This is a genomic window from Streptomyces sp. NPDC012769, assembly GCF_042901205.1.
Taxonomy (GTDB): domain Bacteria; phylum Actinomycetota; class Actinomycetes; order Streptomycetales; family Streptomycetaceae; genus Streptomyces.
On sequence record NZ_JBIBCP010000001.1, the window covers coordinates 1,789,055 to 1,814,528 of the forward strand.

Here is a 25,474-nt window from a genome sequence, read left to right on the forward strand (position 1 = left end):
GATGATCTCCACCGGCCCGGTCGGGTGAATATCCGACCTCCTGGCGGGCGGCCTCCCGCCGGGCCAGTGACCGGCGCCCGTGACCCGTCGTTGGCTCGGGCGGAGCCGGACCGCCCGGCCCGCGTGCCGGCGGCCGCTGCCGGTGCGTCGCTCTTTCTTGTGGTCCTGCCCTCGCCGGAGGACCCCCGGGCCGAGGAGGCCGCCATGTCCCAGGAAGCCGCGCCGGAGCGGGCCGTGCCCGAGCAGCCCGTCACACCGGTGCCGCTCGCACAGCCGTCGGTCCCGACGGTGCCCGAGCAGCAGCAGGGCGGCGGCGCCCCCAAGGGCCTGCTCCAGCAGATGGAGGAGCTGATGGCGGCCCTGACCGCCGACCTCTCCCGGCTCGACGCCGACCTCCAGTCCTCGGCGGACCGCCAGTCTCCCGCCGCGAGCCGCACGGCGCCCGACCACCCGGACGCCACCCCCGCCTGACGCCCGGGCCGCCTCCGCCACGCCCGCGCCGGCCGAGCCACTCCGGCCCACTCTCGCCCCCGCCCCGCAGCCGCTCCGGACGGCTCTCCAACCGCTCCGGCCAGGCACCGGCACCGGTGATCAGCGCGGGCCCGGGGCCGGGCCCGCGCGGTTGCGGGCGGGGTCGGGTGGGCGGTCACGCTCGCGCTCCCGTACGGCAAGGCGGCGGAGCATCGCGCGCACGCGGTCGCCCGCCTCGTCGGCGGCGTCGATGGCCTCGATGCACTGCCAGTAGAGCCCCTCCTCGTCGGTGGCGCAGGCCACGCCGACGAGGGCGATGCCCACCTCTCCGAGGAGCGCGCCGAGCGCGATCAGCGCCGAGCGTGCGTCGCTCACGGCGGTGAGCTGCGCGGCCCGCGGTCCCCCGGTGCGCAGAGCGGGGTGGTCGACCATGCCACGGCCGCCGCCTATTTCGCTCAACCCCCTTGCCTCGCCCCGCAGTTCCGGCGGACCGCAGAGTGCGAGGTGACTTCCTATCGCCTGGGCGAGGGCCTGGGTCTGCCAGGCCTCCGCCACGATGTCCTGTGCCGTTCGGCTCTCGGCCAGCGCATGCCGACCGCTCGCGACGAGTCGCTCCGCTTCCATCAACGCCGCCCCCGTTCCCACGAGTTATCCGCTCATTCATTCCATTACCCAGCGTGAGACCGACTGAGCCCAAACACCAGGGGAATTCGGAAATCTGTGGACAGGAGGCTCGATGGGGAAAACTCGATCACTCCGAAGAGTGACGATCAGCGTCCTCCAGTGTCCTCGGCGGGCGGTTCGGGGGCCTCGGACGGGCGTGGGCGTCCGCGCACCGGAAAGCGGAGCTCGTTGCGGTCGATCTTCGCCGAGAGCGCCGCGAGCGGGTCGATCCCCAGCACCTCGCAGAACTGCAGGAGATAGGCGAGGACGTCGGCGACCTCGTCCGTGACCCGGTGCGCCTGCTCCGGGTCCGCCATCACCCGCCCGGCCTCCTCCGGGGTCAACCACTGGAAGATCTCCAGGAGTTCGGCCGCTTCGACGGTCAGCGCCGCGGCGAGGTTCTTGGGCGTGTGGTAGGGCTGCCAAGCGCGGGCCGCCGCGAAGTCCGCGAGGCGGCGCCGCAGGCCGGCCACATCAAGTTCTGTCACGCCTCAGGTCTACCACCGCCACGTTCGCCAATTCCGGCCCGTCGACAACGTCCGTCACGCCGTCCCCGACCGTCGCGACGAGCCGGAGGTGGCCGCTCGCGCAGACCTCCGCGGCCAGGGCGAGCAGCGCGCGCACCTGCGGGCCGTCGAGTCCCCGGTCGAGACCGTCGGCGAGGACGGTGAGCGTCTGCATGGCCTGGGGCACCTCGGCGACCGGGTCCATCGCCAGCACCCCGGGCCCGGTGAGCAGGACGAGACCGAGGGCCAGATAACGCAGTTCGCCGTCCCCGAGGCGGCCCAAGGGCGTCACGGCGTCGGCGGTGTGGGTGCCGTGGAGGGCATGGGTGGCGTGGCCGGCGTGGCCGGCGTGGGCGGCGTGGGCGGCGCGCTCCAGTACGGCCTGGACGGTGTCGCCGTCCGCCGACTCCCGTAGCCCGAGGCCCGTGACCGGCCCCGCGCAGCCCGCGGCGGCGAACGCGGCGAGGCGGGCGTGGCGCCGGGGGCACTCGGTGGCCGTGCGGTGCAGCACCTCCGCGAGATTGCGGCAGTCGCGCCGCAGGCGCCCCTCGCCCACAGGGACCGGCGCCCGCATGTCCCACGGCCGCGGATCGCACGGGAAGACCGAGCGCAGCCCGACCACCACCTGTTCCGCCGCGGCCAGGACGTCCCGCTGCCCCTGGGTCTTCCCGGCGACGCGCAGCGGAAGCAGGGCGGTGGCGAGCAGATCGTCCGGCAGCGGGGCACGGGTGACGGGCGTGCTGCCCGCGGTGTGCCATTCGGCCTGGACGGTGCCCCGGCCGGGATCCCGCAGGGCGGTGGTGAGGAGGACGCGGCCCTGGGCGGTGAGGCGTTCGCCCACGATCCTCAGGGAGGGTTCCGCCTGGACGGCCAGGTCGAGACGCACCGGCCCCACCGGCCCGTCGACCGTGCAGCCGATCCGGAACCCGCGCCTGCCCTGCGCGTCGGGCCGCGCCCGCTCCGGTACGCGGTCCGCCGCGTCGGGCAGCGCCTCGGCGAGCCCCGCTCCCGCGCCGAGCATCGTCAGCACCTCGTACGCGCGCAGGGCGGTGGACTTGCCGCTTCCGCTCGGGCCCCGCAGCAGCGTCACGGGGCCGAGCGGCACGACGGTTCCGCGATGCGGGCCGAAGGCCGAGAGCCGTAACTCCGTGACGGCCGGCCGCGCGACCACCGGCCCGCCACCGCGCCCGGCGGAGGCGGTGGCGGCAGCGGCTACGGGGGCAGGGGCGGAGGCGGGGCCGCGAGCCCGCGCGCGTCCTTGCGAGGGGACGAGCCCGCCCGCCGGCGCGTACGTACGGTCGCGGGCGGGCGAGCCGGTCGAAGCCGGGACTGCGCCCGGCGCCCGGGCCGGGACTGCGCCGGGAGCCGGGGCCGGGGCCTGGCTCGATGCCGAGGCCGATGCCGATGCCGATGCCGAGGCCGAGGCCGATGCCGAGGCCGAGGCCGGGACCGAGGCGGAGGTCGGCGCCGAGTGAGGGGCCGAGGCCGTGGTCGGGGCCGGGACGGTGGCCGGTGTGCGGTCGGGGGCGGTGCCGCCGGTGAGGGTCATGACCGGACCGTACGCATCGGCCCGGACGACGAACCGTTACGGCGGAACGACCTTCCTACGAACGGGGGACCGCACCCTCGTCGATGTCCTCCGCGCTCCCGTCCTCCGCGCCCTCCACCTCGGTGCCGGCCGGCGCCAGCAGGAAGACGTTGCGGTCGACGCGGTGCATCCCGCTGCCGAGCCCGAAGACGACACCGCTGCTGAAGTCGAGGATGCGCTTGGCGACCTCGGTGTCGGCGCTCGTGAGGTCGAGCAGCACGGGGATCTGGGCGATGAGGTACTCGGCGACCTCGCGGGCGTCGGCGAAGACCTGGACGCGCAGCACGACCATACGGCGCTGCTCGGCGGCCTCGTACCGCTCGGGGATCGTGTGGTGGTCGACCCTGGACGGCCATTCGTCCCGGCCGCGCAGGGGCACGACCTGTGCCAGGCCCTCCCACTGCTCGTCGGTGACGTCGTACCTCTCGTACCTACTCATGCGCCCATCCTCCCGTTCCTCACCCGTTCGGCCCAACACCGACACGAACAACCGACTCGCCGCCGCTCGACGAGGCATGCGCCGTCCCCGCTCCGAGCGCGTGCCCATCTTCCGGCGAGCCACCCGGTTCCGCTCCGAGCCGCGCCCGGCGCCACGGGAATCACCGTGCTCATCCGGTCTCGCGGGCGGCGTCGAGGACGGTGAGGGCGCGGCGCACCGCCTCGTGCGGGCTGAGGCGGGTGCCGCGTGCGAACTCGGCGTCGTACGCGGGGTCTCCGAGAGCCGTCCGGGCCGCCGTCGTGACGCGGTCCACGTCGCCGCGCTCGGCCGGCGGCAGCGGGGCGCCCGCCTCGAGGCGCGCCGCGGCGGCGGCGCCGAGCAGCAGCGCCGCGGAACAGGCCGCGGCGGTCCGGTCGTCGCGCAGCAGGGCGGCGCCCGCGAGGCCCTCCAGGGAGAGGGCGAGGGCGCGCGGTTCGGCGAGGGCGCGGGCCACCTCCCAGCCGCGCAGGTGGAGTGCGGCGGAACGGTCCGCCTGACCGCGGAGTTCGGCGACGAACCCGAGTTCGGCGAGGAGGAGGTGATCGCCGGCCTGGGAGGACACGTCGGCGTGGCCGTCGCGCAGGTGCAGCAGGTGCGCCTCGGCCGCGTCGAGGTCGCCGGAGCGGCGCGCACCGAGGGCGAGGCCCATCTCGGCGTGGATCTCGCCGTAGGCGTAGCCCTGTTCGACGGCGATACGACGGGCCTCTTCGTGCAGCTCGCGACCCCGTTCCCAGTCACGGGCCAGGAGCGCTAGCCGCCCGAGCCCGGAGAGGCGGGCCGACACCTCGGCGGCGAGCCCCAGCTCACGGGCCATGGCGAGCCCTTCGTGCTGGAGGCGCGCGGCCCTGTCGTACTCGCCCTTGATCTCGGCGAGCGCGGCGAGCGGTGCGACGGTCTGCAACTCCCCCCAGCGGTCACCGATCTCGCGGAAGAGCGCCGCTGCGCGCAACCCGTCCCGTCCGAGGCCGGTGAGGTCCCCGCGTACGAGCGCGAGGGCGGCCCGCAGCCCGAGTGCCGCGGCGGTCCCCCATCGTTCGCCGGCCGCGGTGGCGAGCGCGAGGGCACGCTCGTTCAGCTCTCCGCTCGCGGCGGTGTCACCCGCGCTGAACAGCCCGTACGCGCACAGCCACAGGGCGCGGACGCGGCGCGCCGGGTCGGCCACGAGCTCGGCGGATCCGACGGGGGCGGGCTGCCTCCGATCGCCGGTGAGCAGGGCGAAGGCGCCGTGGATCAGGGCGAGTTCGGTGGATGGGGAGGGCGCGGTGTACGGGGAGGGGCCGGCGTACGGGGAGGGGTCCGGCGTCGCGTGGAGGAGGGCGGCCAGGCTGCGCCGGGCCTCGGCGAGCCGGCCGCGCAGCAGCCACCACCAGGCGAGGGCGGTGACAAGCCGTACGGCCTCGTCCGCGGAGCCGCCGTCGGCCGCGGCCCCACCCACCCCGTCCGCCTGCCGCGCGGCCTCCGCCCTCCGGACCGCCTCGTCGAGCGCCGCCCGCAGATTGCCCGCGTCGGCGTCGAGACGGTCCAGCCAGACGCGCTGGTCGGCGCCGCGCAGCCGGGGTTCGGCGCGCTCGGCGAGGGCGAGGTAGTGCCGCAGATGACGGTCGCGTACGGCGGCGACCTCGTCCGTCTCGTGCAGCCGCTCGGTCGCGTACGCCGCCACGGACTCCAGGAGCCGGTAGCGCCGCCCGGCCGGCCCGTCCACGACGACCACCAGCGAACGGTCGACCAGCCGCGTCACCAGGTCGAGGACCTCGTCCCGGGCGACGGCTCCTCCGGCGCAGACCGCCTCGGCCGCGGCCAGATCGCATCCGTCGGCGTGCACGGAGAGCCGGCGAAGGACGGTGCGCTCCGGCGCGCCGAGCAGCTCCCAGCTCCAGTCGATGACGGCACGGAGTGTCTGCTGGCGCGCGGGCACTCCGCGCCGCCGGGTGTTCAGGAGCCGGAAGCGGTCCCCGAGCCGGTCCGCCAACCCCCGTACGCCGAGGGCACGTACGCGGGTGGCGGCGAGTTCCAGGGCGAGCGGGATGCCGTCGAGGCGGCGGCAGATCTCGACGATGGCGGCGTCACCCCCGCTCTCGCCCCCGCCCCCGCCCTCACCCTCAGAATCACCCGCGCCCTCGGAATCACCCGCGCCGAACGCCGGATCGTGGGCGGCGGCCCGCTCGCGGAACAGCCGCACGGCGTCGTCCATCGGGAGCGGCTCCACCAGGAACACCGCCTCGCCCGGCAGACCGAGCGGCTCCTGACCGGTGGCGAGGATCCGCAGCCCCGGGGCCGTCCGCAGCAGCAGTCCGGCGAGTTCCGCGGCGCCGTCCACGACGTGCTCGCAGTTGTCCAGGACGAGCAGCATGTGCCGGTCGCGCAGCGCCGCCGCGAGTCGCCGGGCCGGGGACGCCGAAGCGTGGCCCGCTCCGGTGCCGGGCAGGGCGGCCGGGGCGTCGTCCCGGATGCCGAGGGTGGCGGTGACGACCTGGGCGAGGTCGTTCGCGGTGCCGCCGCCGATCCCGGCGAACTCCACCAGCCAGACGCCGTCCGGGTGTTCGGCCGCGGGCGCCGTGCGCGCCGGCGGCTCCGAACCGGCCGCCGCGACGGCCAGCCGTGTCTTGCCGACGCCGCCGGCGCCGGTGAGCGTCACGAGCCGTGCCTCGCGGAGGAGTCGGGTCACCCGGGCGACCGCCCGGTCACGGCCGACGAGACGGGTCAACGGGACCGGCAGGTTCGACGGGACCGGCAGGTTCGACGGGACCGGCAGGTTCGACGGGACGCCGGCGGGTCGCGGGGCCGGGGACGGAAGGCCGGGCGGCGCTCCGTCCGCGAACCGCACGTCGTCGGGACGCGCCGCCGCCCGCGCGCCGGTGCCGTCCCGGTCCGCCTCGACTGCCACCGCCGCCGGCGGCGTTCCCTCCGCGGTCAGGCGCGGGTCCTGGCGGAGGACGGCCCCGTGGAGGGCGGTCAGGGCCGGGCCGGGGTCGACGCCCAGCTCCTCGGCGAGGCGGCGGCGGAGGTCCTCGTACGTGGCCAGGGCGTCGCCCTGACGGCCGGCGAGGTAGAGCGCCCGCATCTGGACGGCGCGCAGGCGCTCCCGGAACGGGTGGCGCTCGACGAGGTCGGCCAGCTCCCCGGCGAGGAGCAGGTGGTCGCCCGCGAGGAGACGGGCCTCGGCCTGTTCCTCCAGGACGGAGAGCCGCTGCTCGTCGAGGCGCCGCGCCGCTCCCCGTACGAACTCCTCGTCGGCGAAGTCGGCGAACGCCGGGCCCCGCCACAGGTCGAGAGCGGCGGTGAGCAGCGCGGCCCGGGCGCGCGGTTCGCGTACGGTACGGGCCTCGGCGACGAGCGTACGGAAGCGGTCGGCGTCCACGTCCCAGGGCGGTTCGTGAGCGGCGTCGTCGCCGAGACGCAGCCGGTAGCCCGGGGCCTCGCGTACGACACGGTCGCGGCCGAGGACCCGGCGCAGTTGGGAGACCTTCGCCTGGAGGGCGCCCGAGGGCCTGCCGGGCGGGTGGTCGCCCCAGAGGTCGTGGACGAGGCGGTCGGCGGAGACGGGGCCGCCGTCGTGGGCGAGCAGATCCGCGAGCAGGGCCCGGACCTTGAGCTCGGGGACCGTGACCGCCTCGCCCTCGTCGTCCCACACCACGAGTGGACCCAGTACCCCGAACCGCATGCGGGCCACCGTACCCCGGGCGTTCGAACGCCGAGCTTTCGAACCCCGACCGCCGGCCGTCAGCCGCCCCGAGGCGGATCCGAAGCGGATCCGAAGCCTTCCCGAAGGGACGACGCGGAGGGTGAACGGAACGCCGTCCCTTCCAGGAGCACCCACGATGAGCACACCCCGCACCGGCACACCGGTCTCCGCCCCGCCCGAGCCCTCCGCCTCCTCCGCCTCCTCCGCCTCCTCCGCCCCCGTCGCCGCCGAGCCGGGCGGACTCCCCTGGTTCGCGCTCCTCGCCCTCGCCACCGCCGTCTTCGTCACCAGCCTCACCGAGACGCTGCCGGCCGGTCTGCTGCCGGCGATGAGCGGCGACCTGCACGTGAGCGAGGCCGCGACCGGCCAGACGGTCACCATCTACGCCATCGGCACCGCCCTGACCGCGATCCCGCTCACCGCGGCCACCGCCGCCTGGCGGCGCAAGCGGCTGCTGCTCACGGCCATGGCGGGCTTCGCCGTGGCCAACACGGTCACGGCGGTCTCGTCGGTCTACGGCCTGACGATGGCGGCGCGGTTCGTCGCGGGCGTCGCGGCCGGTCTGGCCTGGGCGCTGCTCGCCGGGTACGCGCGGCGCATGGCGCCCGTACCGCTCCAGGGCAAGGCGATCGCCGTCGCCATGGCGGGCATCCCGGTGGCCCTCTCCCTCGGCGTCCCGGCGGGAACGTTTCTGGGCGAGCAGCTCGGCTGGCGGGTGGCGTTCCTCGCCATGACCGCGCTCACGGTCCTGCTGCTGCTCTGGATCTCGGCGGCCGTGCCGGACCACCCGGGCCCCGGTCAGGAGGCCGGTGGCGAACGGCCGGGGATGCTACGGGCTTTGCGCGTGCCCGGGGTCGGCGCCGTGCTGTTCGTGACGCTGGTCTTCGTCCTCGCGCACACCGTCCTGTACGCGTACATCGCCACGTTCCTCGACGGTGTGGGGCTGGGCGGCAGCACCGACCTGGTCCTGCTCGTCTTCGGCGCCGCCTCGCTGTCGAGCATCTGGGTCGTGGGCGTGTGGATCCACCGCCGGCTGCGGGCCCTGACCGTGGCCGCCACCCTCCTCGTCGCCACCGCGGCCGCGTTGCTCGCGATGCTCTCGGACGACGCGGCCCTCGTCTACGTCGCGGCGGGGCTGTGGGGCCTGGGCTGGGGCGGTGTTCCGACCCTGCTGCAGACGGCGGTCGCCGACGCCGGCGGCGAACAGGCCGACGCGGCACAGGCGATGCTGGTGACGCTGTGGAACGTCGCGATGGCGGCCGGCGGGATCATCGGCGGCGTCCTGCTCGACGCGATCGGCAGCGTCTCCTTCCCCTGGACGGTGCTGCTGCTTCTGCTGCCGGTCCTGGTGGTGGTCCTGGCCGCACGCGCCCACGGCTTCCCGGCGGCGAGGAAGCTCCCGAGCGGGAGCGGGCCGACGGCCTGAGTGCGACGCGCGCCGGGCGCGCGGCTGCCCCTGGCCGGGCCAGGGGCAGCTCAGCTGGGAGACGGCTCGGATCGGGTCAGGGGCAGCTGATGCGGGTGTCGCCCGCGTCCGTGGTGCACGTGTCGGTGCCGGGGCCGCCGTTGGCGGTGTCGTTGCCCGGGACGCCGTCGGTGGTGGTGAGGCGGTCGTTGCCGTAGTAGCCGGTCAGGGTGTCGTTGCCCGGGCCGCCGATCATGGTGTCGTCGCCGAAGCCGCCGTCGAGGTTGTCGTTGCCGAAGTTGCCGTGGACGGTGTCGGCGCCGTAGTTCGCGCGGACGGTGTCGTTGCCGCCGAGGCCGCAGATCACGTCGTTGCCGGAGCCGCCGTTCAGGGTCTCGGCGGCGCTGGTGCCGATGATCGTGCAGCCGCGCGCGTTGTTCACCGTGGTGGTCGCGGTGGCCGTGTTGTTGCCGCTCACCGGGTCCGTCTGGGTGGCGCTGACGGTGGCCCTGTCGGTGAGGGTGCCGGTGGCGCGCGGCTCGGCCGTGACCGTGACCGTCGTCGACGCGCCCGGGGCGAGGGAGCCGAGCGCGCAGGTGGCGCTCGTCGTGGTGGTGGAGCAGGTGCCCTGCGTGGAGGTGGCCGAGATGAGGGTCGCACCGGCGCCGGAGAGCGTGTCCGAGAGGGTGACTCCGGTCGCGGTGGCGGTGGAGCCGGCCGCGTTGGTGACCGTCACCGTGTACGTGGCGCGATCACCGATGCTCACCGTGGTCGTACCGCTCTTCACCACCGACAGGTCCGCGTACGGCGCCGGCGGGGGCGGGGTCGGCGTGCCGTCGCCGCCCAGGTAGCGGGCGAGGGCGAAGGCGAAGCCGGATCCGTAGCCCGCGGCGACGATCTTGCCGTCGGGCTGTACGAGGACGCCGCGGGCCTCGTCGAAGTCGTTGAAGCCGGTGACGACGAAGCCGTCGCCGCCGAAGCCGGTGTCGACGGTGCCGTTGGCGTGGAAGCGGACGACGCCGAAGTCGTTGGCCTCGGAGCTGTTCGGGTCGTCGGCCCGTCCGGCGAGGACGATCTTGCCGTCCGGCTGGAGCGCCAGGGCGTTGGCGCTTCCGCCGTCGCCGGGGAAGCTGACCGAGGTGCGGCCGCCGGTGCCGAAGCCCGCGTCGGCGCTGCCGTCGGCGTTGTAGCGGAGGAGGGCGAAGCCGAGGCCGCCGGAGCCCGCGGCGACGATCTTCCCGTCCGGCTGCACGGCGACGTCGTTACCGAACTCGGTGCCGCCGAAGTCGGCGGTGACCATGCCGTCGCCGCTGAAGGTGGTGTCGAGGCTGCCGTCGGTGTTGTAGCGGACGAGGCCGATGTCGAAGGCGGTGTTGCCGACGTAGCCGACGGAGACGATCTTGCCGTCGGACTGGAGGGCCATGCGGCGGGCGATGCCGCCGGCGTCCTGGGGCGAGGCGGGCGTGAAGCCCGCGACGACGGCTCCGTCGCCGCCGAGGGTCGGGTCGAGGCTGCCGTCGCCGTTCAGGCGGACGAGCGCGAATCCGCCGCCTCCGCCCTTGCCGACGGCGACGATCCGGCCGTCGGACTGCACCGCGACGTCGGCGCCGTCCGCGGAGCCGCCGAACTCCTGGACCCGTACGAGGCCGCCGTCGCCGAAGGCCGTGTCGAGGCTGCCGTCGGCGTTGTAGCGGGCCACGGAGAAGAAGCAACAGCCGCCGCCCTCCTCCGCGATCACCTCGGTGGTGCCCGCGACGACGATCTTGCCGTCGGACTGGAGGGTCACCGCGTTGGCCGTGTGGCCACCGCCGCCGAAGTCACTGGCGACGATGCCGTTGCCGTGGAAGGTGCGGTCGAGGCTGCCGTCGGTCTGGTAGCGGGCGAGCGTGAAACCGGCCTCGCTCACGCCCGCCACGACCAGTCTGCCGTCGGGCTGCCGCGCGATGTCGTGGCCTTCCGCGTAGTTCGTGATGGACGTGATCACCCGGCCGTCCGCCCCGAACGTCGGATCCAGATCTCCGGGCGCGGCCACCGCGGTCCCGGGCACCACGAGCGCGAACGCCAGCCCGAGCGCCGTCCCGAGGGCCGTACCGAGCACGGCCGGGGCCCCGGCCCTCCCGGCCCGTCCGCGGCGTCGCCGTTCCTTGGTTCTCGGGTGGGGGTGAGCGTGAGGGGTCATGCGCGTACGAACCTCCGTCTTGGCGACGTACAGGGAGCAGCGCACAGCTTCGTGGTCCCCCGCGCCGCACCCCCGCGAACCGTGCCGCACTGCGCCCACTGGCCCCGCCGGAACCACTCCGGAGAGGGAGCGCGCGCGGCCACCCGCCCGCGCCAGCCATGCGGGCGACGCCGACGCGCGGCCCCGCCGCCGGCGGACGAGCGGCAGGCGGCCCGGACGCCCGTCAGGGGGTGTGGACGGTGGGGCGCGGGGCGGTGGGCATGCCGGCGCCGATGAAGAAGCCGGGGTGCGGGGGCTGGTTGTAGGCGGTGTTCTGCCAGGCGAGCGCGGTGCGGTACTGGCTGTCGTGGAGCAGGGTGGTGATCCTGGTGCCGGTCTGGTGCGGTGTCGCGTAGATGCGCAGGGCGCGGTTGTCGCCGGTCCGCCAGACGACCTCCTCGCGCCAGTCGCCGAGGATGTCCCCGGAGAGGGCCGGGGTGGACTTGGTGGAGTTGTTGGAGGAGACGCCGGAGCCGGTCAGGAGGCGGGTGTCGCCGGAGGTGCCGTACTTGTCGATGCGGGTGCCGTCGAGGAGTTCGCGGAGGGTGTCGCCGTCCCACCAGGACAGGAAGTTGACGCTGGACGGCTCGCGGCCGAGGGAGGCGCCGGTCGCCGAGCGCAGGGTGGTGTCGGAGGCCGACCACGCCTCGGCGCCCGGGCTGCCGGCGTGGATGTCGGCGGCGACGCCCCGGCCGTTGTCGGCGCCGGAGGCCGTCTGCCACAGGATCCGGCCGGTGCGCGCGTCGGCCGCCCAGGAGCCGGGCTTGCTCCTGTCCTCCGAGACCTTGAAATACTCCAGGCCCGGCCGGGTCGGGTCGAGGTCGCCGACATGGCCGGCGTCGCCGTGGCCGAGCCGGGTCGTCCAGAGCCCGGCGCCGTTGTCGTCGACGGTCATCGCGCCGTAGACGATCTCGTCCTTGCCGTCGGCGTCGACGTCCGCCACGGACAGACTGTGGTTGCCCTGGCCGTCGTAGCCCTTGCCGGCGTTGGTGGAGGAGTTGGTGTCGAAGGTCCAGCGGCGGGTGAACCGGCCGTCCCGCCAGTCCCAGGCCGCGATGACCGTACGGGTGTAGTAGCCGCGGGCCATGATCAGGGAGGGGCGGGCGCCGTCCAGGTAGGCGGTGCCGGCGAGGAAGCGGTCGACGCGGTTGCCGTAGGAGTCGCCCCAGGACGAGACCGTGCCGCGGGCGGGTACGTAGTCCACCGTGCCCAGCGCCCTGCCGGTCCGGCCGTCGAACATGGTCAGGTACTCGGCCCCGGTCAGGACGTATCCGCTGGAGTTGCGGTGGTCGGCCGAGGAGTCGCCGATCACCGTTCCCGCACCGTCGCGGGTGCCGTCGGCGGTCTTCATGGCGACCTCGGCCCGGCCGTCGCCGTCGTAGTCGTACACCTGGAACTGGGTGTAGTGCGCGCCGGAGCGGATGTTGCGGCCGAGGTCGACGCGCCACAGCCGGGTGCCGTCGAGCCTGACGCCGTCGACGATCGTGTTCCCGGTGTAGCCGGACTGCGAGTTGTCCTTGGCGTTGGTCGGCTGCCACTTCAGGACCAGGTCGAGCCTGCCGTCGCCGTCGAGGTCGCCGGTGGAGGCGTCGTTGGCCTCGTAGGTGTACGCCACGCCGTCCGGGGTCGTACCGCCGGCGGGCGGCGAGATCGGCACGTCCAGGTATCCGGCGCGGAACTGGAGCGCGTGCTCGGAAGGCGGCTGCTCGATGCCGTTCACCACCGCTCGGACCGTGTAGTCGGCCGAGTCGGGTGCGCCGGCGTCGAAGTAGTTCGTGGAGCTGGTGAGGGGCGCGGGGGTGAGCTTGGCGGAGCCCCGGTAGACGTGGAACGCCACACCGTTCGGATCGGTGGCGAGCCAGCGCCACGACACCAGGTTCCCGCCGGCGGTGTGGGTGCTGATCAGCCCCCGGTCGAGCCGCTCCACCTGCCGCGCGCTGGCCGCGTGCGCGTCGGTGCGCGGGAGCCCGGCGAGCGCGGACACGGTCAGCGCGGCGGCGGTGACGCCACGTATCAGCCGGCTCCCGGAGCGGGGGCGGCTTCTCGCCGCGGGGGATTGCGGGGTCGGGGCCGTACGGGAGTTCCGGTGCGGGTCGGTCACGGTGACCTCCGGTGGGGGGTGGGGGCCGGGAGCCCAGCAGGCGTGGGAACGCTCCCACGCCGGAGCGAGCGTAGGAACGGGCTGACGCCCGGTCAAGAGCGCTGCCGACCCGCCTGGTGGATGTCCGGGATCCCGTCCGCGTCGGCGTCGACGGTCTCCGCCTCGTACAGGCGCCGGTAGACGCGGTTGCGGCGGCGCGGGAGTACGGCGGCGAGGACCGCGGCCGTGGGGGAGCCGATCAGGACGGCGGCCTTGATGTGTTCCGCCTCGGCGGCGTCCGGGAAGGCGAGTTCGCCGATCAGGAGGGCGACGGTGAAGCCGATGCCGGCGGATCGAGGCCGAGGGCCGGTATCCCGACGTGGAAGTCCCGGACGGCGGTGCAGGACTCGGCCCACGGGCTGTTGGCCCAGGCCAGGGCGACCGCGGCCGCCGCGAGGAGGACGGGCCCACCGACCGTCTCGGTCCGCAGGGCCTCGGCGACGGCCTGCCGCTCGGGCCGGGGCAGAAGACCGAGCACGGTCCGGCGCGGGCGTGGCGGCGTCATGGGTCGGGTCCTCCGGGGCGTGTCGACAAGGGGACACACGGGCCCTCGGACACCGACCGGACTTCCCGGCACACCAGCGTCATGTCCTGACGCGTTGTTACTCCCTCACGGGAGTACGGGAGCTCACCACGCGGCTCTGACCTGCTGGAACGGGTGTACTGGGTCACGCCCCTGCGGCTGCCCGCCGGGCCGGCGGACGGGAGGCAAGGACCCGGGCGAGGTCGAGGGTGCTGAGGGCGAACATCACCACGCCCACGGGGACATGGAGCGCGGAGACGTGCGCGACGCCCAGGGCGACCTGCACCGAGGCGAGGAGGAGGAAGCCGGTGGCGTACAGGACGGGGCGGGCCGGGCCGCCGCCCGGGCGCCACGCCAGGATCGCGGCGACCAGGTAGAGCATGGCGGCGGCGTACATGACCTTCGAGCCGACGTCGTGCAGCAGATAGCCGCGGGACGACGTCAGGAGCGCTCCGGCGGTGGCGGCCTGGAAGAAGAGGCTCAGGGTCTGCAGTGCGACCGCGATCTTCAGGAACGACAGGGTGCGGCGCTCGACGTTCGTCGTCCGTCGGCTCATGGCGGTTCTCCTCCGTTGTGTGCAGGGTCCGGCCGTGAAGACACCGGACCTCACGCGGCTGTGACAGCGTGTGGCGCGGATCACTCCGTGCCGGAGGTGGAGAACGAGGAGGCCGCCGCACCGGACTTGCGCACGGCCGTCCGGTGACCGCCTTCGGGGATGACGAGCGGCGTGCCCGCGACCGGGCACTCGATGACGGCGGCGCGCAGGGCGAAGACGTCGTGGACCAGCTCGGAGGTGACGACCTCGGTCGGGGGTCCCGCGGCGACCACCTCGCCGTCCCGCATGGCGATGAGGTGGTCGGCGTACCGGCAGGCCATGTTGAGCTCGTGCAGCACCATGACGACGGTGCGGCCGTCGGTGCGGTTGAGTTCGGCGACGAGTTCCAGGACGTCGACCTGGTGGGCGAGGTCCAGGTAGGTGGTGGGCTCGTCCAGCAGGAGCACCGGCGTGTCCTGGGCCAGGGCCATGGCGATCCAGACGCGCTGGCGCTGGCCGCCGGAGAGGGCGTCGAGCGTGCGATGGGCCAGCTCCGTCGTACCGGTGGCGTCGAGGGCCCGGTCGACGACGGCGTCGTCGGCGGAGGACCACTGTCGCCACCAGCGCTGGTGGGGCGTGCGGCCACGGGCCACGAGATCGCGCACGGTGATGCCCTCCGGCGCGGTCGGGGTCTGCGGCAACAGGGAGAGCTGGAGGGCGAGTTCGCGGGAGGCGATGCCGGCGATGTCCTGGCCGTCCAGATGCACGGCGCCCGCGGCCGGCTTCAGCAGGCGCGCGAGGGCCCGCAGGGCGGTGGACTTGCCGCAGGCGTTGGGACCGACGAGAGCGGTGACCTTGCCGGGCGGGATCTCCAGGTCGAGCCCGCCGGCGACGATCCGCTCGCCGTACGCGAGGCGCAGCGCGGTGCCGGTGAGTGTGGCCAGGGGCCTGGGAGGGATGGTGGCGGAGGCGTTCCTCTGGACCTCGTTCGGGTCGGACTGGTCCGTTCCGGAGCCGTTGGTGTCGGAGTCGTTCGTTCCGGAGTCGTTCGTTCCGGAGTCGTTCGTTCCGGAGTCGTTCGTGTCGGGCGCGGTGGTCATGCCGGCGTCAGCCTCCTTGTCCCGAGCGGTTGGCGCGGGCGAGCAGCAGCAGAAGATACGGTGCGCCGACGGCTCCGGTGACGATGCCGACGGGCAGTTCGACGGGCGAGAAGAGCAGCCGCGCCGCGAGATCGGCGACGAGGAGCAGCACGGCGCCGGTGAGTCCGCTCAGGACGAGGGGAACGCCGGCCGTGCCGGCGAGGCGGCGGGCGATCTGCGGGGCTCCGAGCGCGATGAAGGCGATGGGCCCCGCGGCGGAGGTCGCGAGGGCGGCCAGGCAGGTGGCGAGGACGAGGAGGGCGATCCGCGCGCGGTGCAGCGGAATGCCGAGCCCGAGGGCGGTGTCGTCGCCGAACTGCAGGAGTTGGTACGGCCGGGCGAGGGCCAGCGTGAGCGGTACGAGGAGCAGCAGGGCGAGCCCGGCCCACTGGACGTGCTCGTGGCCACGGCCGTTGAGGCTGCCGGTGAGCCAGACCATGGCGCGGGAGGCCTGGTCGATGTCGGCCTGGGCCAGCATCCAGCGGGTCAGGGCCATCAGGGCGCCGTTGGCGGCGATGCCGACGAGGACGAAGCGGTAGCCGGTGACGGTGCCGCCCCGGTAGGCGAGGAGGTAGATGACGGTGGCGGTGGCGAGAGCCCCGGCGAGCGCGCCGAACGGGACGGCGCCGAAGCTGCCCGCGCCGGCCGCGGTGACCCCGCCGAAGAGGATGGCGCCGACGGCTCCCGCGCCCGCTCCGGCGGAGATGCCGATGAGGTCGGGGCTGGCGAGCTGGTTGCGGGTGACGGCCTGGTAGACGGCGCCCGCGACGCCGAAGGCGACGCCGACGAGGACAGCGGTCAGGGCGCGGGGCAGCCGGAGTTCGCGGACGATCAGGTCGGCGTCGCCCGAGCCGGTGCCGAGGAGGGCGCCGACCACGTCGGAGACGGGCAGGGCGAACGTACCGAGGGAGAGGGACGCGACGAGCCCGGCGAAGCCGGTCAGCACGAGAGCGGCGGCCGTCGCGGCGACGCGCGGGCGCAGCCGCAGGCCGATGGGCCCGAGCTCGAGTCTCATCGGGTGTGCTCCTTGAGCTTGCCGCGCTTGACGAGCAGCGCGAGGAAGGGGGCGCCGATCAGGGCGGTGACGACTCCGGCCTGGAGCTCCGCGGGGCGGACGACCACCCGGCCGACGACGTCGGCGCCGACCAGCAGGATCGCTCCGCCGAGCGCGGAGAAGGGCACGAGCCGGCGGGCGTCGGGGCCGCTGAAGGCGCGTACGACATGCGGGACGACGAGCCCCACGAAGCTCACCGGTCCGCAGGCGGCGACCGCGGCGCCCGTGAGGACGATGACGGCGAGGGCGCCGAGGGCCCGGGTGACGGCGACCTTGGTGCCGAGGGTGGCGGCCAGGTCGTCGCCGAGCGCGAGGGCGTTGAGGCGGCCGCTCAGCGCGAGCGCGAGGACCAGGCCGGCGGCGACGAACGGGAGGATCTGGGCGCCGAGTCCGGCGTCCCGCCCGGCGAGGGAGCCGACGGCCCAGGAGCGGAACTGGTCGAGGGTGCGCACGTCCAGCAGGACCAGGGCGTGGGTGAAGGACTCCAGCAGGACGGTGACGGCCGCGCCGGCCAGGGCGAGTTTGGCGGGGGTGGCGCCGCCGTGGCCGCTGCCGCCGACGACGTAGGCGAGGAGTCCCGCGAGGGCGCCGCCGACGAAGGCGAACCACACGTACTGGTACGAGCTGGTGAGTCCGAGGAGGCCGATGCCGGCGGCGACGGCGAAGGCCGCGCCGGCGCTGACGCCGATGAGGCCGGGGTCGCCGAGCGGGTTGCGGGTGATGTCCTGGGCGACGGCTCCCGCGGCGCCGAGGGCGAGTCCGGCGAGGAGTCCGAGGAGCGTGCGCGGCATGCGCAACTCCCGTACGACGACGGCGTCCCCGTCCGTCGAGCCGGCGAGCGCGGCCAGGACGTCGCCGAGCGGGACGGACTTGGTGCCGATGGCGAGGGATGCGCAGAGGACGGCGGTCAGGAGGGCGAGCAGCACGAGCAGGAGGGCGACGGGCCGGCGCGTGTGGAGCCGCGGTGAGGAGGCGGAAGTCCTGGCGGCCTTCGGGCCCTTGGGGGCTCGGGGCGCTTCTGCCGCTGCGGCTGGGGAGGGTGGCGGGGACACGTATACAAGGTAAGGGACACCTAAGTGCGCACTTTCCTCACCCCCTGTGAGCATCCGGTGCGTCAAACGGCTATGCTCACGTCGACTTACTCAGGTAAGCCTGCCCTAACCACCCGCCTCCTCCGTCCCGCCCCTTCCCTGCCCACTCCCCCTCCGCTCTGGGAGACTCCCCATGTTCACCCTCACCGCCGGACGCCGTGGAGCCCGCCTCGGCGCCCTCGCCCTCACCGCGGTCCTGGCCGCCGGTCTGTCCGCGTGCGGCAGCGGCTCGGACACCGCCGACCCGAAGTCCGGGGGTGCGACGACCGCCGAGAAGGCCGCCGGCTTCCCGCGCACGATCGAGCACGACAAGGGCAAGACCGAGCTCAAGGACAAGCCGCAGCGGATCGTGGCGCTGGACAACAGCCTGGTCGAGGCCGTCGTCGCGCTCGACGGCAAACTGGTCGGCGGCATCGGCTCGTACCGCGACCAGGCCGGCTTCCCGCCCTACCTCGGCGACGCGGTGAAGGACACCAAGGACGTCGGCCCGCTCGACAGCCCCAACCTGGAGCAGATCGCCCTGCTCAAGCCGGACCTCATCGTCTCGGCGACCGTCCGCCACGACGAGCTGTACGCCAAGCTGAGCCAGATCGCGCCCACCGTCTTCGTGAAGACCACGGGCCCGCTCTGGAAGGAGAACATCACCCTCCTGGGCAAGACCCTCGGCCAGGAGGAGAAGGCGAAGGCCGAGCTCACCGCGTACGAGACCCGCGCGAAGAAGATCGGCGACGCGATCAACGCCAAGAAGAAGAACCCGACGGTCTCCATCGTCCGCTTCGTCGACGGCCCGACGCGCGTCTACCTGCCCAAGAGCTTCAGCGGCATCATCCTCCAGGACATGGGCCTGGCCCGGCCGAAGAACCAGCAGGACGCGGAGAAGTTCAACCTGGAGATCAGCGAGGAGCAGATCCAGCAGGCGGACGCCGACATCGTCTTCTACAGCGCCTACTCCAAGGGCGAGGAGCGCGAGAAGAAGTTCCTCGCCAACCCGCTGTGGGGACGCCTCACCGCCGTCAAGAACGGTGACGTGCACAAGGTCCGCGACGAGATCTGGATGACCTCCGTCTCGCTCCAGGGCGCCGCCCTGGTCCTCGACGACATGGCCACCTTCTTCAAGGTCGACCCGGCCAAGTAGCGCGCCCTCCGCGGCCCGGACCCCACCCCCGACGCCCCGCTCTCACCTCGTGAGGGCGGGGCGCAGCCGTGGAGCGGCTCGTTCACCGGTGTCAGCCGTGGAGCTCGACGCACTCCCGGAGCAGCGGTTCCGGGCGCAGCTGGGTCTCGCGGTCGAACACCTGGAGGGCGTGCGGACGGCGTGAGCGGGCCGATCGACGGCACGGCGGGCGGGGGCATGAGGGCCGGGGGCTCCACGGCCTCACCACGTGACGCCGGACGGCGAGGTCGGCCATACTGGCGCGCGGCATTCCGACGGGGGCGTGGGGCGCATGGGGCGGGACGGGGGCGGCGCGGTGGATCTGCCGGAGCGTGTGGGCGACTACACGGTGGAACGCGAGCTGGGCGCGGGCGGCATGGGGACGGTGTACCTGGCCCGTTCCCGGGGCGGGCGCACCGTGGCCGTGAAGGTGGCCCGTTCCGAGCTGGCGGCCGATCCGCATTTCCGTGCCAGGTTCCGCGCGGAGGTCGAAGCCGCCCGCAAGGTCGGCGGGTTCCACACCGCGCAGGTCGTCGACGCCGACCCCGACGCGGCTGCCCCCTGGCTGGCGACCGCCTACATCGCCGGGCCGACCCTCTCGGAACTGGTCACCGCCCAGGGGCCGATGGACGAGCCCGCGCTCCGTCTGCTCGGTGCGGCATTGTCCGAGGCGCTGCAGGCCATTCACGCCTGCGGTCTCGTACACCGCGATCTGAAACCGGGCAACATCATCATGGCGGACGACGGACCCCGGGTGCTCGACTTCGGGATCGCCCGGGCCCTGGAATCGACTCGGCTCACCTCCACCGGAGCGGCTTTCGGCACCCCCGGCTTCCTGGCCCCCGAGCAGGCGCAGGGTCTCGAAGTCGGTGCCGCGGCCGATGTGTTCGCACTGGGCGCGGTGCTGGTCGCGGCGGCGGGCGGCAGGGCGTTCGGAGAAGGTACGCCGATGGGGCTGATGTACCGGGCGGTGCACGAGCAGCCGGACCTGTCCGACGTCCCCGAAGGCCTCCGCCCGATAGTTGCCGCCTGCATGGCCAAGGACCCGGCGCAGCGGCCGACCGCCCGAGGACTGTTGGAGCTGTTCGCGCCCAGCACCACTCCGCGGCCGACGGCGGCGGCGCATCCGCTGACCCTGCCGGACGCAGGCGTGCGCTCCTCGCCCACGCCCACCCCCACGCCGACGCCTGGGGCGGCGGCGACCGAGCCGAGCGACGGGGGCGTCCACAGCGCCCTGACCGTCGCCGCCCTTCCGGACAGCGCGCCCGGACCTGCTCCCTCGCCGCTCGCAGGGAAGACGAGGCGCACGAAGCTGTACGTCGCCGGAGCCGTGCTCGTGCTCACCGGTGCGGGCTACGCAGGGTATGAGTTCTCCGACCTGTCCTTCCCCGACGCCACATACGAACTCACGGCGCCCAAGACCCTGTCGGGGGGCGCGTACGCACACGACGGCAATTCGCCCCTCACGCCGGACGGGCCTTCGGACGGCTTCTTCGAGCGGGGAGTGCGGAGCTTCTCGGTCACGTACGTCGGCACCACCGAGGCCCGCAAGTCCGAGTCGGTCGAACTCTGGGGGAGGTTCGGCCGCTTCAAGTTCGTGGAAGCGAAACGCGACAGCCTCATGCATTCCTCGGAGAGGGGTGACGACGCCATTGTCGAGGAGGCCACCACGAAACGCGCCCCGGGCGCGGACGTGGACTTCCGCTGCGAGGCGACCACCAAGCAGACCCTGTGCGCGTGGGGAGACGCCAACACCATCGCTCTGGTGACCTTCCCACCCACCTTCACCATCGACCAGGCAGCGGCGGAGACCCACAAGATACGCAACGAGATACGCAAGCCATCGGCCCACGGCTCCTGACGGCTCGTGACGGCTCCTTCGGAACGACCCTCCCCCTCCACGCCCCCCGTGGACGGCGAGTCCGCACCTCGCCGCTCGCGCCGCACCTGGCCATGGCCCCCGCCCCCCACCTGACAGCTCGTCCCAGAGACTGGAGCGCCACCGACCATGAGCAACCCGCAGGACCCGCAGCAGCCCGATCGGCTTCCCTCGGACTACGAGATCGAGGCATGGCGCGCCATCCAGGAGTTCAAGGGCCGCCCACTGTCACGCACCATGCGAAACGCCGGCGAGGCAGTGGGCAACGGCGTCGCGGAACTCGGCAAGCGGGCGTCGAAGCAACTGGAGAATCACCCACGCGCCAGATCGGCGGTTTCGCGTGGACAGGAATTCGTGGCCAAGAGCGCTCAGAAGGTCGGTGCCGGGGCTCGCGGGGCCGCCGAGGCCATGCCGGACTGGAGCGGCGCAGCCGTTCAGTCCCTGCGGAAGACAGTGGGACGGGTCTCGCGGGCGGGCCTCTCCCCCAAGCGGGTGGTGGCGCGCCACCAGAAGCACGGGCACGAGGTCGAGTCGCTGCGCGACGTACGCCGGCTCGACCTCAAGCAGGTCGACGCGGTCCGAGGAAAGGCGGCGAGCTGGTACTTTCCGGCCGCCGCTGCCCTCTCGGGGGCGACCACAGGACTGGTGATCTCCGGCGGACAGCTCGCCATCGCCGCCTCCGCCGGCGCGGCGGCGGCGCCGTCGGGAGGTGCCATCGCGGGCGCCTTCGTCGCCGACACCGCGGCCGTCCTCGGACTGGCGTCCCGCGCCGTCGGCCAGGTGTCGCTGTTCTACGGCTACGACCCCGAAGAGCCGGCCGAGAAGCTGTTCGTGATGTCGGTCGTCAATGTCGGAACGGCAAGTTCGGCGACCGCCAAGAACGCCGCGATGTCCGACATCTCGCGACTCACCCAAGCCCTGTTCCGCGGCAAGGCGTGGGACGTCCTGAACGAGTCGCTCGTCACCAAGGTCTCCCAGCAGTTCGCCAAGGCGTTCGGCTTCCGCCTCACCAAGAAGGGGCTCGGCAAGGCCGTCCCCGCCTTCGGGATCGCTCTGGGAAGCGCCTTCAACTGGACCACCCTGGAGGGGATCGTCGACGCCGCGGACATGGCGTACCGGCGGCGGTTCCTCCTGGAGAAGTATCCGCATCTCGCCGACGAGGAGGCGTCCGGTTGGTTTGCCGACAACGACTCGGATGTCCCGGACGACGCCGACGAGGAGATCAGTCTGCTCGGTGAGATCGTGGTGGCGGGCGGTCCCGATCTCCGCTGACCCTGTGCCCGGCGGGAACGTGGGTGAACACGCGACCGCCGGGACGACAGCGGAAGACGCTGGGCCCCAGGGCGCGCTGTCCCGGGAGGCAAGCGGCCGGGGCTCGTCCGGGTGCCGCGCGTGGAGGGCATCGGCGTACACGGCCTGGCCGGGGAAGTCCGGCTCCTCCCTTCCCCAGAACTACCCGTTTTCCCTTGCTACTGATCTTGAATGTGAGATGTCGTCACAGTGAATCGAGGAGCCTGGTGCCGGTGAGGCAGCCGTCGAGGCCCCCAGGTCAGGCGCCCTACTTCACCGGCTCCAGGATCGCCACGCACTCCACGTGGTGCGTCATCGGGAAGACGTCACGGAGAGCGGGGACTAGAGAAAACACAGGTCAGAGGGCCTATTCCTGCCGCATCGGCGACCGGTGAAGTCGCCCGAGCGTCAGATGAGCGTCAAAGGGAGCCGGGCCCGCGCTTCTGCCAGTGCCGCATCAGACAACGTTCGCCCCACCGAGTATCCCGCATAGCTGTTCGTCGGTGGCGTGCTCGTTCTGCCAGACGAGCGGCTACCACGCTCGGCATCACGCAGGCCTCCGGCAGGGTGAAGCGGACCCGCGAGGAGATGTGGGCCCCACCACCTTGAGGGCGACTGCCCAGTACCACACACGCGAGGGCCACCTCAACCTGCCCCGCAGCTACAGGAAGCAGGCCGACGGCGAAACCGTGCGGCCTGGGTCTGGATCAGCCATCAGCGAGTCAAGGCCGGGAAGCTGTCGCCTCAGCGGGGCGAGGAGCTGTCCGTCCTGGACATGCGCTGGTCGTAAACGAACGGCCGCGGGCACGCTACGCGGGCGGATCGGTGGCTGACTGACCTCTCCAATTCTCGCCGCGGCGACAGCCCGTAGGCGGTGGCCGCCTCGCGGGCGATGCTCAGGCGGCGAACCCTCGCGCCGCGCAAGGCCGCCGTCGCCGGGCGGCTGCCGAGACGAGCCTTGCCGGCCGCGCCGATCCGAGACGGCCGTGCGGCTCTCGCAACCGCTGCCATAGGGTGATCGTTTGGCTACTGAGAAAGGTGCATCGCCTCGTGAATCAGTCCGCAAGTCCAGCAGTTCGGCCTTGATCGCCGCCCTCGCGATGGTCTTCGCTGCCGGCTGCACCCAGCAGCCCGAACGTGTCGATTCCGCCCCTCCCGCCCCGACTGGCGAGCAGACCTTACCGGCCCGCGCCGTCTACGATCCCCCGGCGAAGTTCGACACCCAGGCCGGTGTCCTCATGCCCTGGGAGGCCACATCCGGGCTGCTGAGCGTCGGCGGAACCTGGCTGGGCGACAGCAAGATTCCGGTGACGCTCCACAAGGACAAGGCCTACGTGGCAACCCTCGACCGCCTGCTGGCCTTCAACACGACCACTGGTTCACTCACAGCCACTATCGCTCCCACGGCTGATGCGCTGAGTGTGCTCAACCGGGACGACCGCAACAACGCCGCTCCTCCGGTCGTCACCCCAGGAGCCGATCCGCTGGTCCTCGCGCCGTTCTTCGTACGGCGGCCCGGAGTCGGAACCCAGGCAGCCACCAACTTCATCGAACTCACTGCCACCAACGCGTGCAGCGACAAGGTCGACTGGATACTGCCCCTGACACCGCCGTCCTGGACAAGGGAGGGCAGCCCACGCACCGTCTCGGTCGTAGGAGTCTCGGAGAAGGTCGCCGTCGTGACGGTCAGCACCGGCGAGTCCTCACTGTTCTCCGCTGCTACCACCTACGGCATCGACCTCACCGCACGCCGTGTCCTGTGGACCAAGGACCGGTTCGAGGCAACCGCCGTAACCGGGAACATCGTGGCAGGCGAGCTGGAAACCTCCGACGGGACCTACGAATCCGCACGCGGTTACGACCTGCTCACTGGCACCGAGCGCTGGCGCGGAGAGGACCGTCTCAACCTCGACGTGAAGCCCGCCGGACCGCACCTCCTCCTCGTCCAGGCGCAGAACAAGGACGACTACCGCGTACATATCCAGCAGTTCCTCGATCCCGCGACCGGCACGGTGAAGCACGAGGCCCCGGAGGACATCGCCGCCTCCCGCTGTGACCATGATGGGCAGAACACCGTTGTCTGCTCCTGGAACCAGGGAAACCTGTACAAGGTCTGGGCCTTCAACGACCGCACCGCCTCCCTGCTGTGGCAGCTGCCGGACCAGACTGCCAACCGCATTGCTCCCCGGGTAACAGCCGTCTGGAACGGACGGGTCTACGGCAAGACGGACAACGGCCCCCTCGCTCTGGACTCACGGACCGGAGCGGACCTGCCGACCCGCCCAGGTGTCGCCCCCTTCCTCGTCAACGGGTACACCGGACTCGCAGTGTCCCCGGAAGACGACCTGACCGCGTACCCGGCCGCTGGGTAACCGCGATGCTGCCCGGTCGACGCCCCCGGCCGAGGGTGGCCGCCGCCGCACAGAGCCGGGCATCGGATGAGAGCTGCCGGCAAGGCCGCATGCCGTGCCCGCCGCTCCGCCTTTGCTGAAGTTCTTTGGCGGGCTCCCCAATTGGGGAGCCCGCAGGCCTGTCCGGTCTACGTAACCTGGGGTTGGTGAGTACGCTAGAGCCGTCCTTCTACGTCCTCGTAAAACCTCGCCCATGGGTGCGTTGCCGCTGGCAGGATGAGACGCTATGGCAAACGTCTTGATCAAGGATCTACGGGAAATCTCGAAGGGCTTCTCCGAGAAACTGGAAGAGTGGCCCCACATCCCGTGTCCCACGTGCGTGCGGGGGGTCTTGCAACCGGTCCCCGAATCCTTCGTGGAAGAAGAGAGGGTCACCAGTAAGTCCTGGCGCAACCATGAAGCATGGGAGCCCGAGTGGATTCTGGGCGACTTCCTCTGCATCCTCACGTGCCGGAAAGGGACCTGTGACCACGTACGCGTCGTCGGGCACAGCGCGGTCGAAGCGACAGGCAACTGGGAGTGGGAGGGAGAACAGTACGAGCAGCGCTTGACGCCGACCATGTTCTTCCCAGCGCTGCCTCTGCTCGAAAGCCGCCCCCTCTGCCCGAAGGAGGTGGGGGAACGGGTGGATATCGCAGCCAAGATCATTTGGCTCGACCCCAACTCTGCTGCGAACCGGATCCGGTCGGCGGTCGAGGCCCTGATGGACGAGCAGGGGATCATCCGCTACAAGCCCGACCGTAGAGGGAAGCCGTCGAGAATCAGCCTCGACCAACGAATCTCTACGTTCAAGACAGCGCTGCCAGAGCACGCAGAAGCCGCTGACCTGCTCTTGGCCGTCAAATGGATCGGCAACGTGGGCAGCCACGAGGATCTTCTCCGCAGCCGTGACGTCCTGGACGGAGTCGAGTTCCTGGACCATGCCCTGTCCCTGATCTACGACACGAACCACGACGACATCAAGAAGCGGGCAGCCGACGTAACTGCGCGGCGGGGACACCCCAGCAGCTGATCCATCGCTGACTCATAGTGACCGTGAGCGCGGGGCAGTCAGGGCGGACGAGCGCGTCCGCGCTCGGCGTCCCGGGTGCGGGCCCCTTGCGGGTCACGCGTTCACCGGCAGCGACCGAACCGGCCCCGGAGGGCCTCCCGGCAGCTGCCGGGCGTGGCCCGCGGCCTACCGCACGTCACACGCCTCGCCACACCTCTGCCGCTCGGTGGAGCGCTGCGGCACGGTTCACCCTGGGT

The 25,474-nt window shown here is 72.8% G+C and carries 19 protein-coding genes and 1 pseudogene; 7 read left to right on the forward strand and 13 right to left on the reverse strand.

Annotated features, from left to right (window positions below; genetic code table 11):
* The first annotated feature begins 204 nt into the window (after window positions 1-204).
* Entirely contained in the window at window positions 205-471 is a 267-nt protein-coding gene (locus ACFY7C_RS07950) for a hypothetical protein (RefSeq protein WP_389645385.1), read from the forward strand.
* A gap of 120 nt (window positions 472-591) precedes the next feature.
* Here ACFY7C_RS07950 and ACFY7C_RS07955 read toward each other — a convergent pair whose 3' ends face one another.
* The 5 genes from ACFY7C_RS07955 to ACFY7C_RS07975 form a co-directional block, all read right to left on the reverse strand.
* The gene (locus ACFY7C_RS07955; RefSeq protein WP_389645388.1) at window positions 592-1,095 is read right to left on the reverse strand and encodes a DUF6099 family protein; all 504 of its coding nucleotides are present in this window, start codon (window positions 1,093-1,095) and stop codon (window positions 592-594) included.
* Between the two features lie 146 nt (window positions 1,096-1,241).
* Window positions 1,242-1,622: a nucleotide pyrophosphohydrolase gene (locus tag ACFY7C_RS07960; RefSeq protein WP_389645391.1), complete on the reverse strand. Its 381-nt coding sequence runs from the start codon at window positions 1,620-1,622 to the stop codon at window positions 1,242-1,244.
* A complete protein-coding gene (locus tag ACFY7C_RS07965; protein ID WP_389645394.1) occupies window positions 1,609-2,745 on the reverse strand; it encodes an ATP-binding protein in 1,137 nt (378 codons plus the stop codon). The genes ACFY7C_RS07960 and ACFY7C_RS07965 overlap by 14 nt, the downstream gene beginning before the upstream one ends.
* Window positions 2,746-3,244: 499 nt before the next feature.
* Window positions 3,245-3,667 (reverse strand): cell division protein SepF, encoded by a 423-nt coding sequence (locus tag ACFY7C_RS07970; RefSeq protein ID WP_389645396.1) that lies wholly within the window; start codon window positions 3,665-3,667, stop codon window positions 3,245-3,247.
* 169 nt (window positions 3,668-3,836) lie between these two features.
* Complete coding sequence (locus tag ACFY7C_RS07975) at window positions 3,837-7,367, reverse strand: BTAD domain-containing putative transcriptional regulator (RefSeq protein ID WP_389645399.1); 3,531 nt, start codon at window positions 7,365-7,367, stop codon at window positions 3,837-3,839.
* A gap of 157 nt (window positions 7,368-7,524) precedes the next feature.
* On the opposite strand from ACFY7C_RS07975, the gene ACFY7C_RS07980 reads away from it, so the two are divergent.
* Window positions 7,525-8,814 (forward strand): MFS transporter, encoded by a 1,290-nt coding sequence (locus ACFY7C_RS07980; RefSeq protein WP_389645402.1) that lies wholly within the window; start codon window positions 7,525-7,527, stop codon window positions 8,812-8,814.
* A gap of 76 nt (window positions 8,815-8,890) precedes the next feature.
* On the opposite strand, the gene ACFY7C_RS07985 is transcribed toward ACFY7C_RS07980, so the two are convergent.
* From ACFY7C_RS07985 to ACFY7C_RS08020, 8 genes and pseudogenes are all read right to left on the reverse strand, one after another.
* Window positions 8,891-10,972, reverse strand: coding sequence for a calcium-binding protein (locus ACFY7C_RS07985; protein ID WP_389645405.1), 2,082 nt, complete (start codon window positions 10,970-10,972; stop codon window positions 8,891-8,893).
* A 223-nt stretch (window positions 10,973-11,195) separates the two neighbouring features.
* Window positions 11,196-13,001, reverse strand: a complete 1,806-nt coding sequence (locus tag ACFY7C_RS07990; protein ID WP_389646069.1) for a rhamnogalacturonan lyase — start codon at window positions 12,999-13,001, stop codon at window positions 11,196-11,198.
* A gap of 203 nt (window positions 13,002-13,204) precedes the next feature.
* A pseudogene (locus ACFY7C_RS07995) lies at window positions 13,205-13,441 on the reverse strand (Na+/H+ antiporter NhaA); the annotation flags it as partial.
* A complete protein-coding gene (locus ACFY7C_RS08000; protein ID WP_389645408.1) occupies window positions 13,411-13,656 on the reverse strand; it encodes a Na+/H+ antiporter NhaA in 246 nt (81 codons plus the stop codon). The pseudogene ACFY7C_RS07995 and the gene ACFY7C_RS08000, both read right to left, overlap by 31 nt.
* Before the next feature lie 163 nt (window positions 13,657-13,819).
* Complete coding sequence (locus tag ACFY7C_RS08005; protein WP_389645411.1) at window positions 13,820-14,230, reverse strand: hypothetical protein; 411 nt, start codon at window positions 14,228-14,230, stop codon at window positions 13,820-13,822.
* An 80-nt stretch (window positions 14,231-14,310) separates the two neighbouring features.
* A complete protein-coding gene (locus tag ACFY7C_RS08010) occupies window positions 14,311-15,309 on the reverse strand; it encodes an ABC transporter ATP-binding protein (RefSeq protein WP_389645414.1) in 999 nt (332 codons plus the stop codon).
* Window positions 15,310-15,316: 7 nt separating this feature from the next.
* The gene (locus tag ACFY7C_RS08015) at window positions 15,317-16,363 is read right to left on the reverse strand and encodes a FecCD family ABC transporter permease (protein ID WP_389645417.1); all 1,047 of its coding nucleotides are present in this window, start codon (window positions 16,361-16,363) and stop codon (window positions 15,317-15,319) included.
* Window positions 16,360-17,454 (reverse strand): FecCD family ABC transporter permease, encoded by a 1,095-nt coding sequence (locus tag ACFY7C_RS08020; protein ID WP_389645420.1) that lies wholly within the window; start codon window positions 17,452-17,454, stop codon window positions 16,360-16,362. The genes ACFY7C_RS08015 and ACFY7C_RS08020 overlap by 4 nt, the downstream gene beginning before the upstream one ends.
* Before the next feature lie 172 nt (window positions 17,455-17,626).
* On the opposite strand from ACFY7C_RS08020, the gene ACFY7C_RS08025 reads away from it, so the two are divergent.
* The 5 genes from ACFY7C_RS08025 (at window position 17,627) to ACFY7C_RS08045 (ending at window position 25,238) form a co-directional block, all read left to right on the forward strand.
* Window positions 17,627-18,628: an ABC transporter substrate-binding protein gene (locus tag ACFY7C_RS08025; protein WP_389645423.1), complete on the forward strand. Its 1,002-nt coding sequence runs from the start codon at window positions 17,627-17,629 to the stop codon at window positions 18,626-18,628.
* Window positions 18,629-18,875: 247 nt separating this feature from the next.
* The gene (locus ACFY7C_RS08030; protein WP_389645426.1) at window positions 18,876-20,507 is read left to right on the forward strand and encodes a serine/threonine-protein kinase; all 1,632 of its coding nucleotides are present in this window, start codon (window positions 18,876-18,878) and stop codon (window positions 20,505-20,507) included.
* Between the two features lie 147 nt (window positions 20,508-20,654).
* Window positions 20,655-21,797, forward strand: coding sequence for an EcsC family protein (locus ACFY7C_RS08035; protein WP_389645429.1), 1,143 nt, complete (start codon window positions 20,655-20,657; stop codon window positions 21,795-21,797).
* A gap of 1,100 nt (window positions 21,798-22,897) precedes the next feature.
* Window positions 22,898-24,187, forward strand: coding sequence for a hypothetical protein (locus tag ACFY7C_RS08040; RefSeq protein ID WP_389645432.1), 1,290 nt, complete (start codon window positions 22,898-22,900; stop codon window positions 24,185-24,187).
* Window positions 24,188-24,452: 265 nt separating this feature from the next.
* Window positions 24,453-25,238 (forward strand): DUF4145 domain-containing protein, encoded by a 786-nt coding sequence (locus ACFY7C_RS08045; RefSeq protein ID WP_389645435.1) that lies wholly within the window; start codon window positions 24,453-24,455, stop codon window positions 25,236-25,238.
* Window positions 25,239-25,474: the final 236 nt, after the last annotated feature.

Excerpts from the sequence above, each read along its gene's own strand:
- ACFY7C_RS07975 (WP_389645399.1), bottom strand. The coding sequence starts at position 7,367 with ATGCGGTTCGGGGTACTGGGTCCACTCGTGGTGTGGGACGACGAGGGC.
- ACFY7C_RS08045 (WP_389645435.1), top strand. The coding sequence starts at position 24,453 with ATGGCAAACGTCTTGATCAAGGATCTACGGGAAATCTCGAAGGGCTTC.
- ACFY7C_RS08010 (WP_389645414.1), bottom strand. The coding sequence starts at position 15,309 with ATGACCACCGCGCCCGACACGAACGACTCCGGAACGAACGACTCCGGA.
- ACFY7C_RS07985 (WP_389645405.1), bottom strand. The coding sequence starts at position 10,972 with ATGACCCCTCACGCTCACCCCCACCCGAGAACCAAGGAACGGCGACGC.
- ACFY7C_RS07955 (WP_389645388.1), bottom strand. The coding sequence starts at position 1,095 with ATGGAAGCGGAGCGACTCGTCGCGAGCGGTCGGCATGCGCTGGCCGAG.
- ACFY7C_RS07980 (WP_389645402.1), top strand. The coding sequence starts at position 7,525 with ATGAGCACACCCCGCACCGGCACACCGGTCTCCGCCCCGCCCGAGCCC.
- ACFY7C_RS08005 (WP_389645411.1), bottom strand. The coding sequence starts at position 14,230 with ATGAGCCGACGGACGACGAACGTCGAGCGCCGCACCCTGTCGTTCCTG.
- ACFY7C_RS08035 (WP_389645429.1), top strand. The coding sequence starts at position 20,655 with ATGAGCAACCCGCAGGACCCGCAGCAGCCCGATCGGCTTCCCTCGGAC.
- ACFY7C_RS08015 (WP_389645417.1), bottom strand. The coding sequence starts at position 16,363 with ATGAGACTCGAGCTCGGGCCCATCGGCCTGCGGCTGCGCCCGCGCGTC.
- ACFY7C_RS07950 (WP_389645385.1), top strand. The coding sequence starts at position 205 with ATGTCCCAGGAAGCCGCGCCGGAGCGGGCCGTGCCCGAGCAGCCCGTC.
- ACFY7C_RS07970 (WP_389645396.1), bottom strand. The coding sequence starts at position 3,667 with ATGAGTAGGTACGAGAGGTACGACGTCACCGACGAGCAGTGGGAGGGC.
- ACFY7C_RS08025 (WP_389645423.1), top strand. The coding sequence starts at position 17,627 with ATGTTCACCCTCACCGCCGGACGCCGTGGAGCCCGCCTCGGCGCCCTC.
- ACFY7C_RS08000 (WP_389645408.1), bottom strand. The coding sequence starts at position 13,656 with ATGACGCCGCCACGCCCGCGCCGGACCGTGCTCGGTCTTCTGCCCCGG.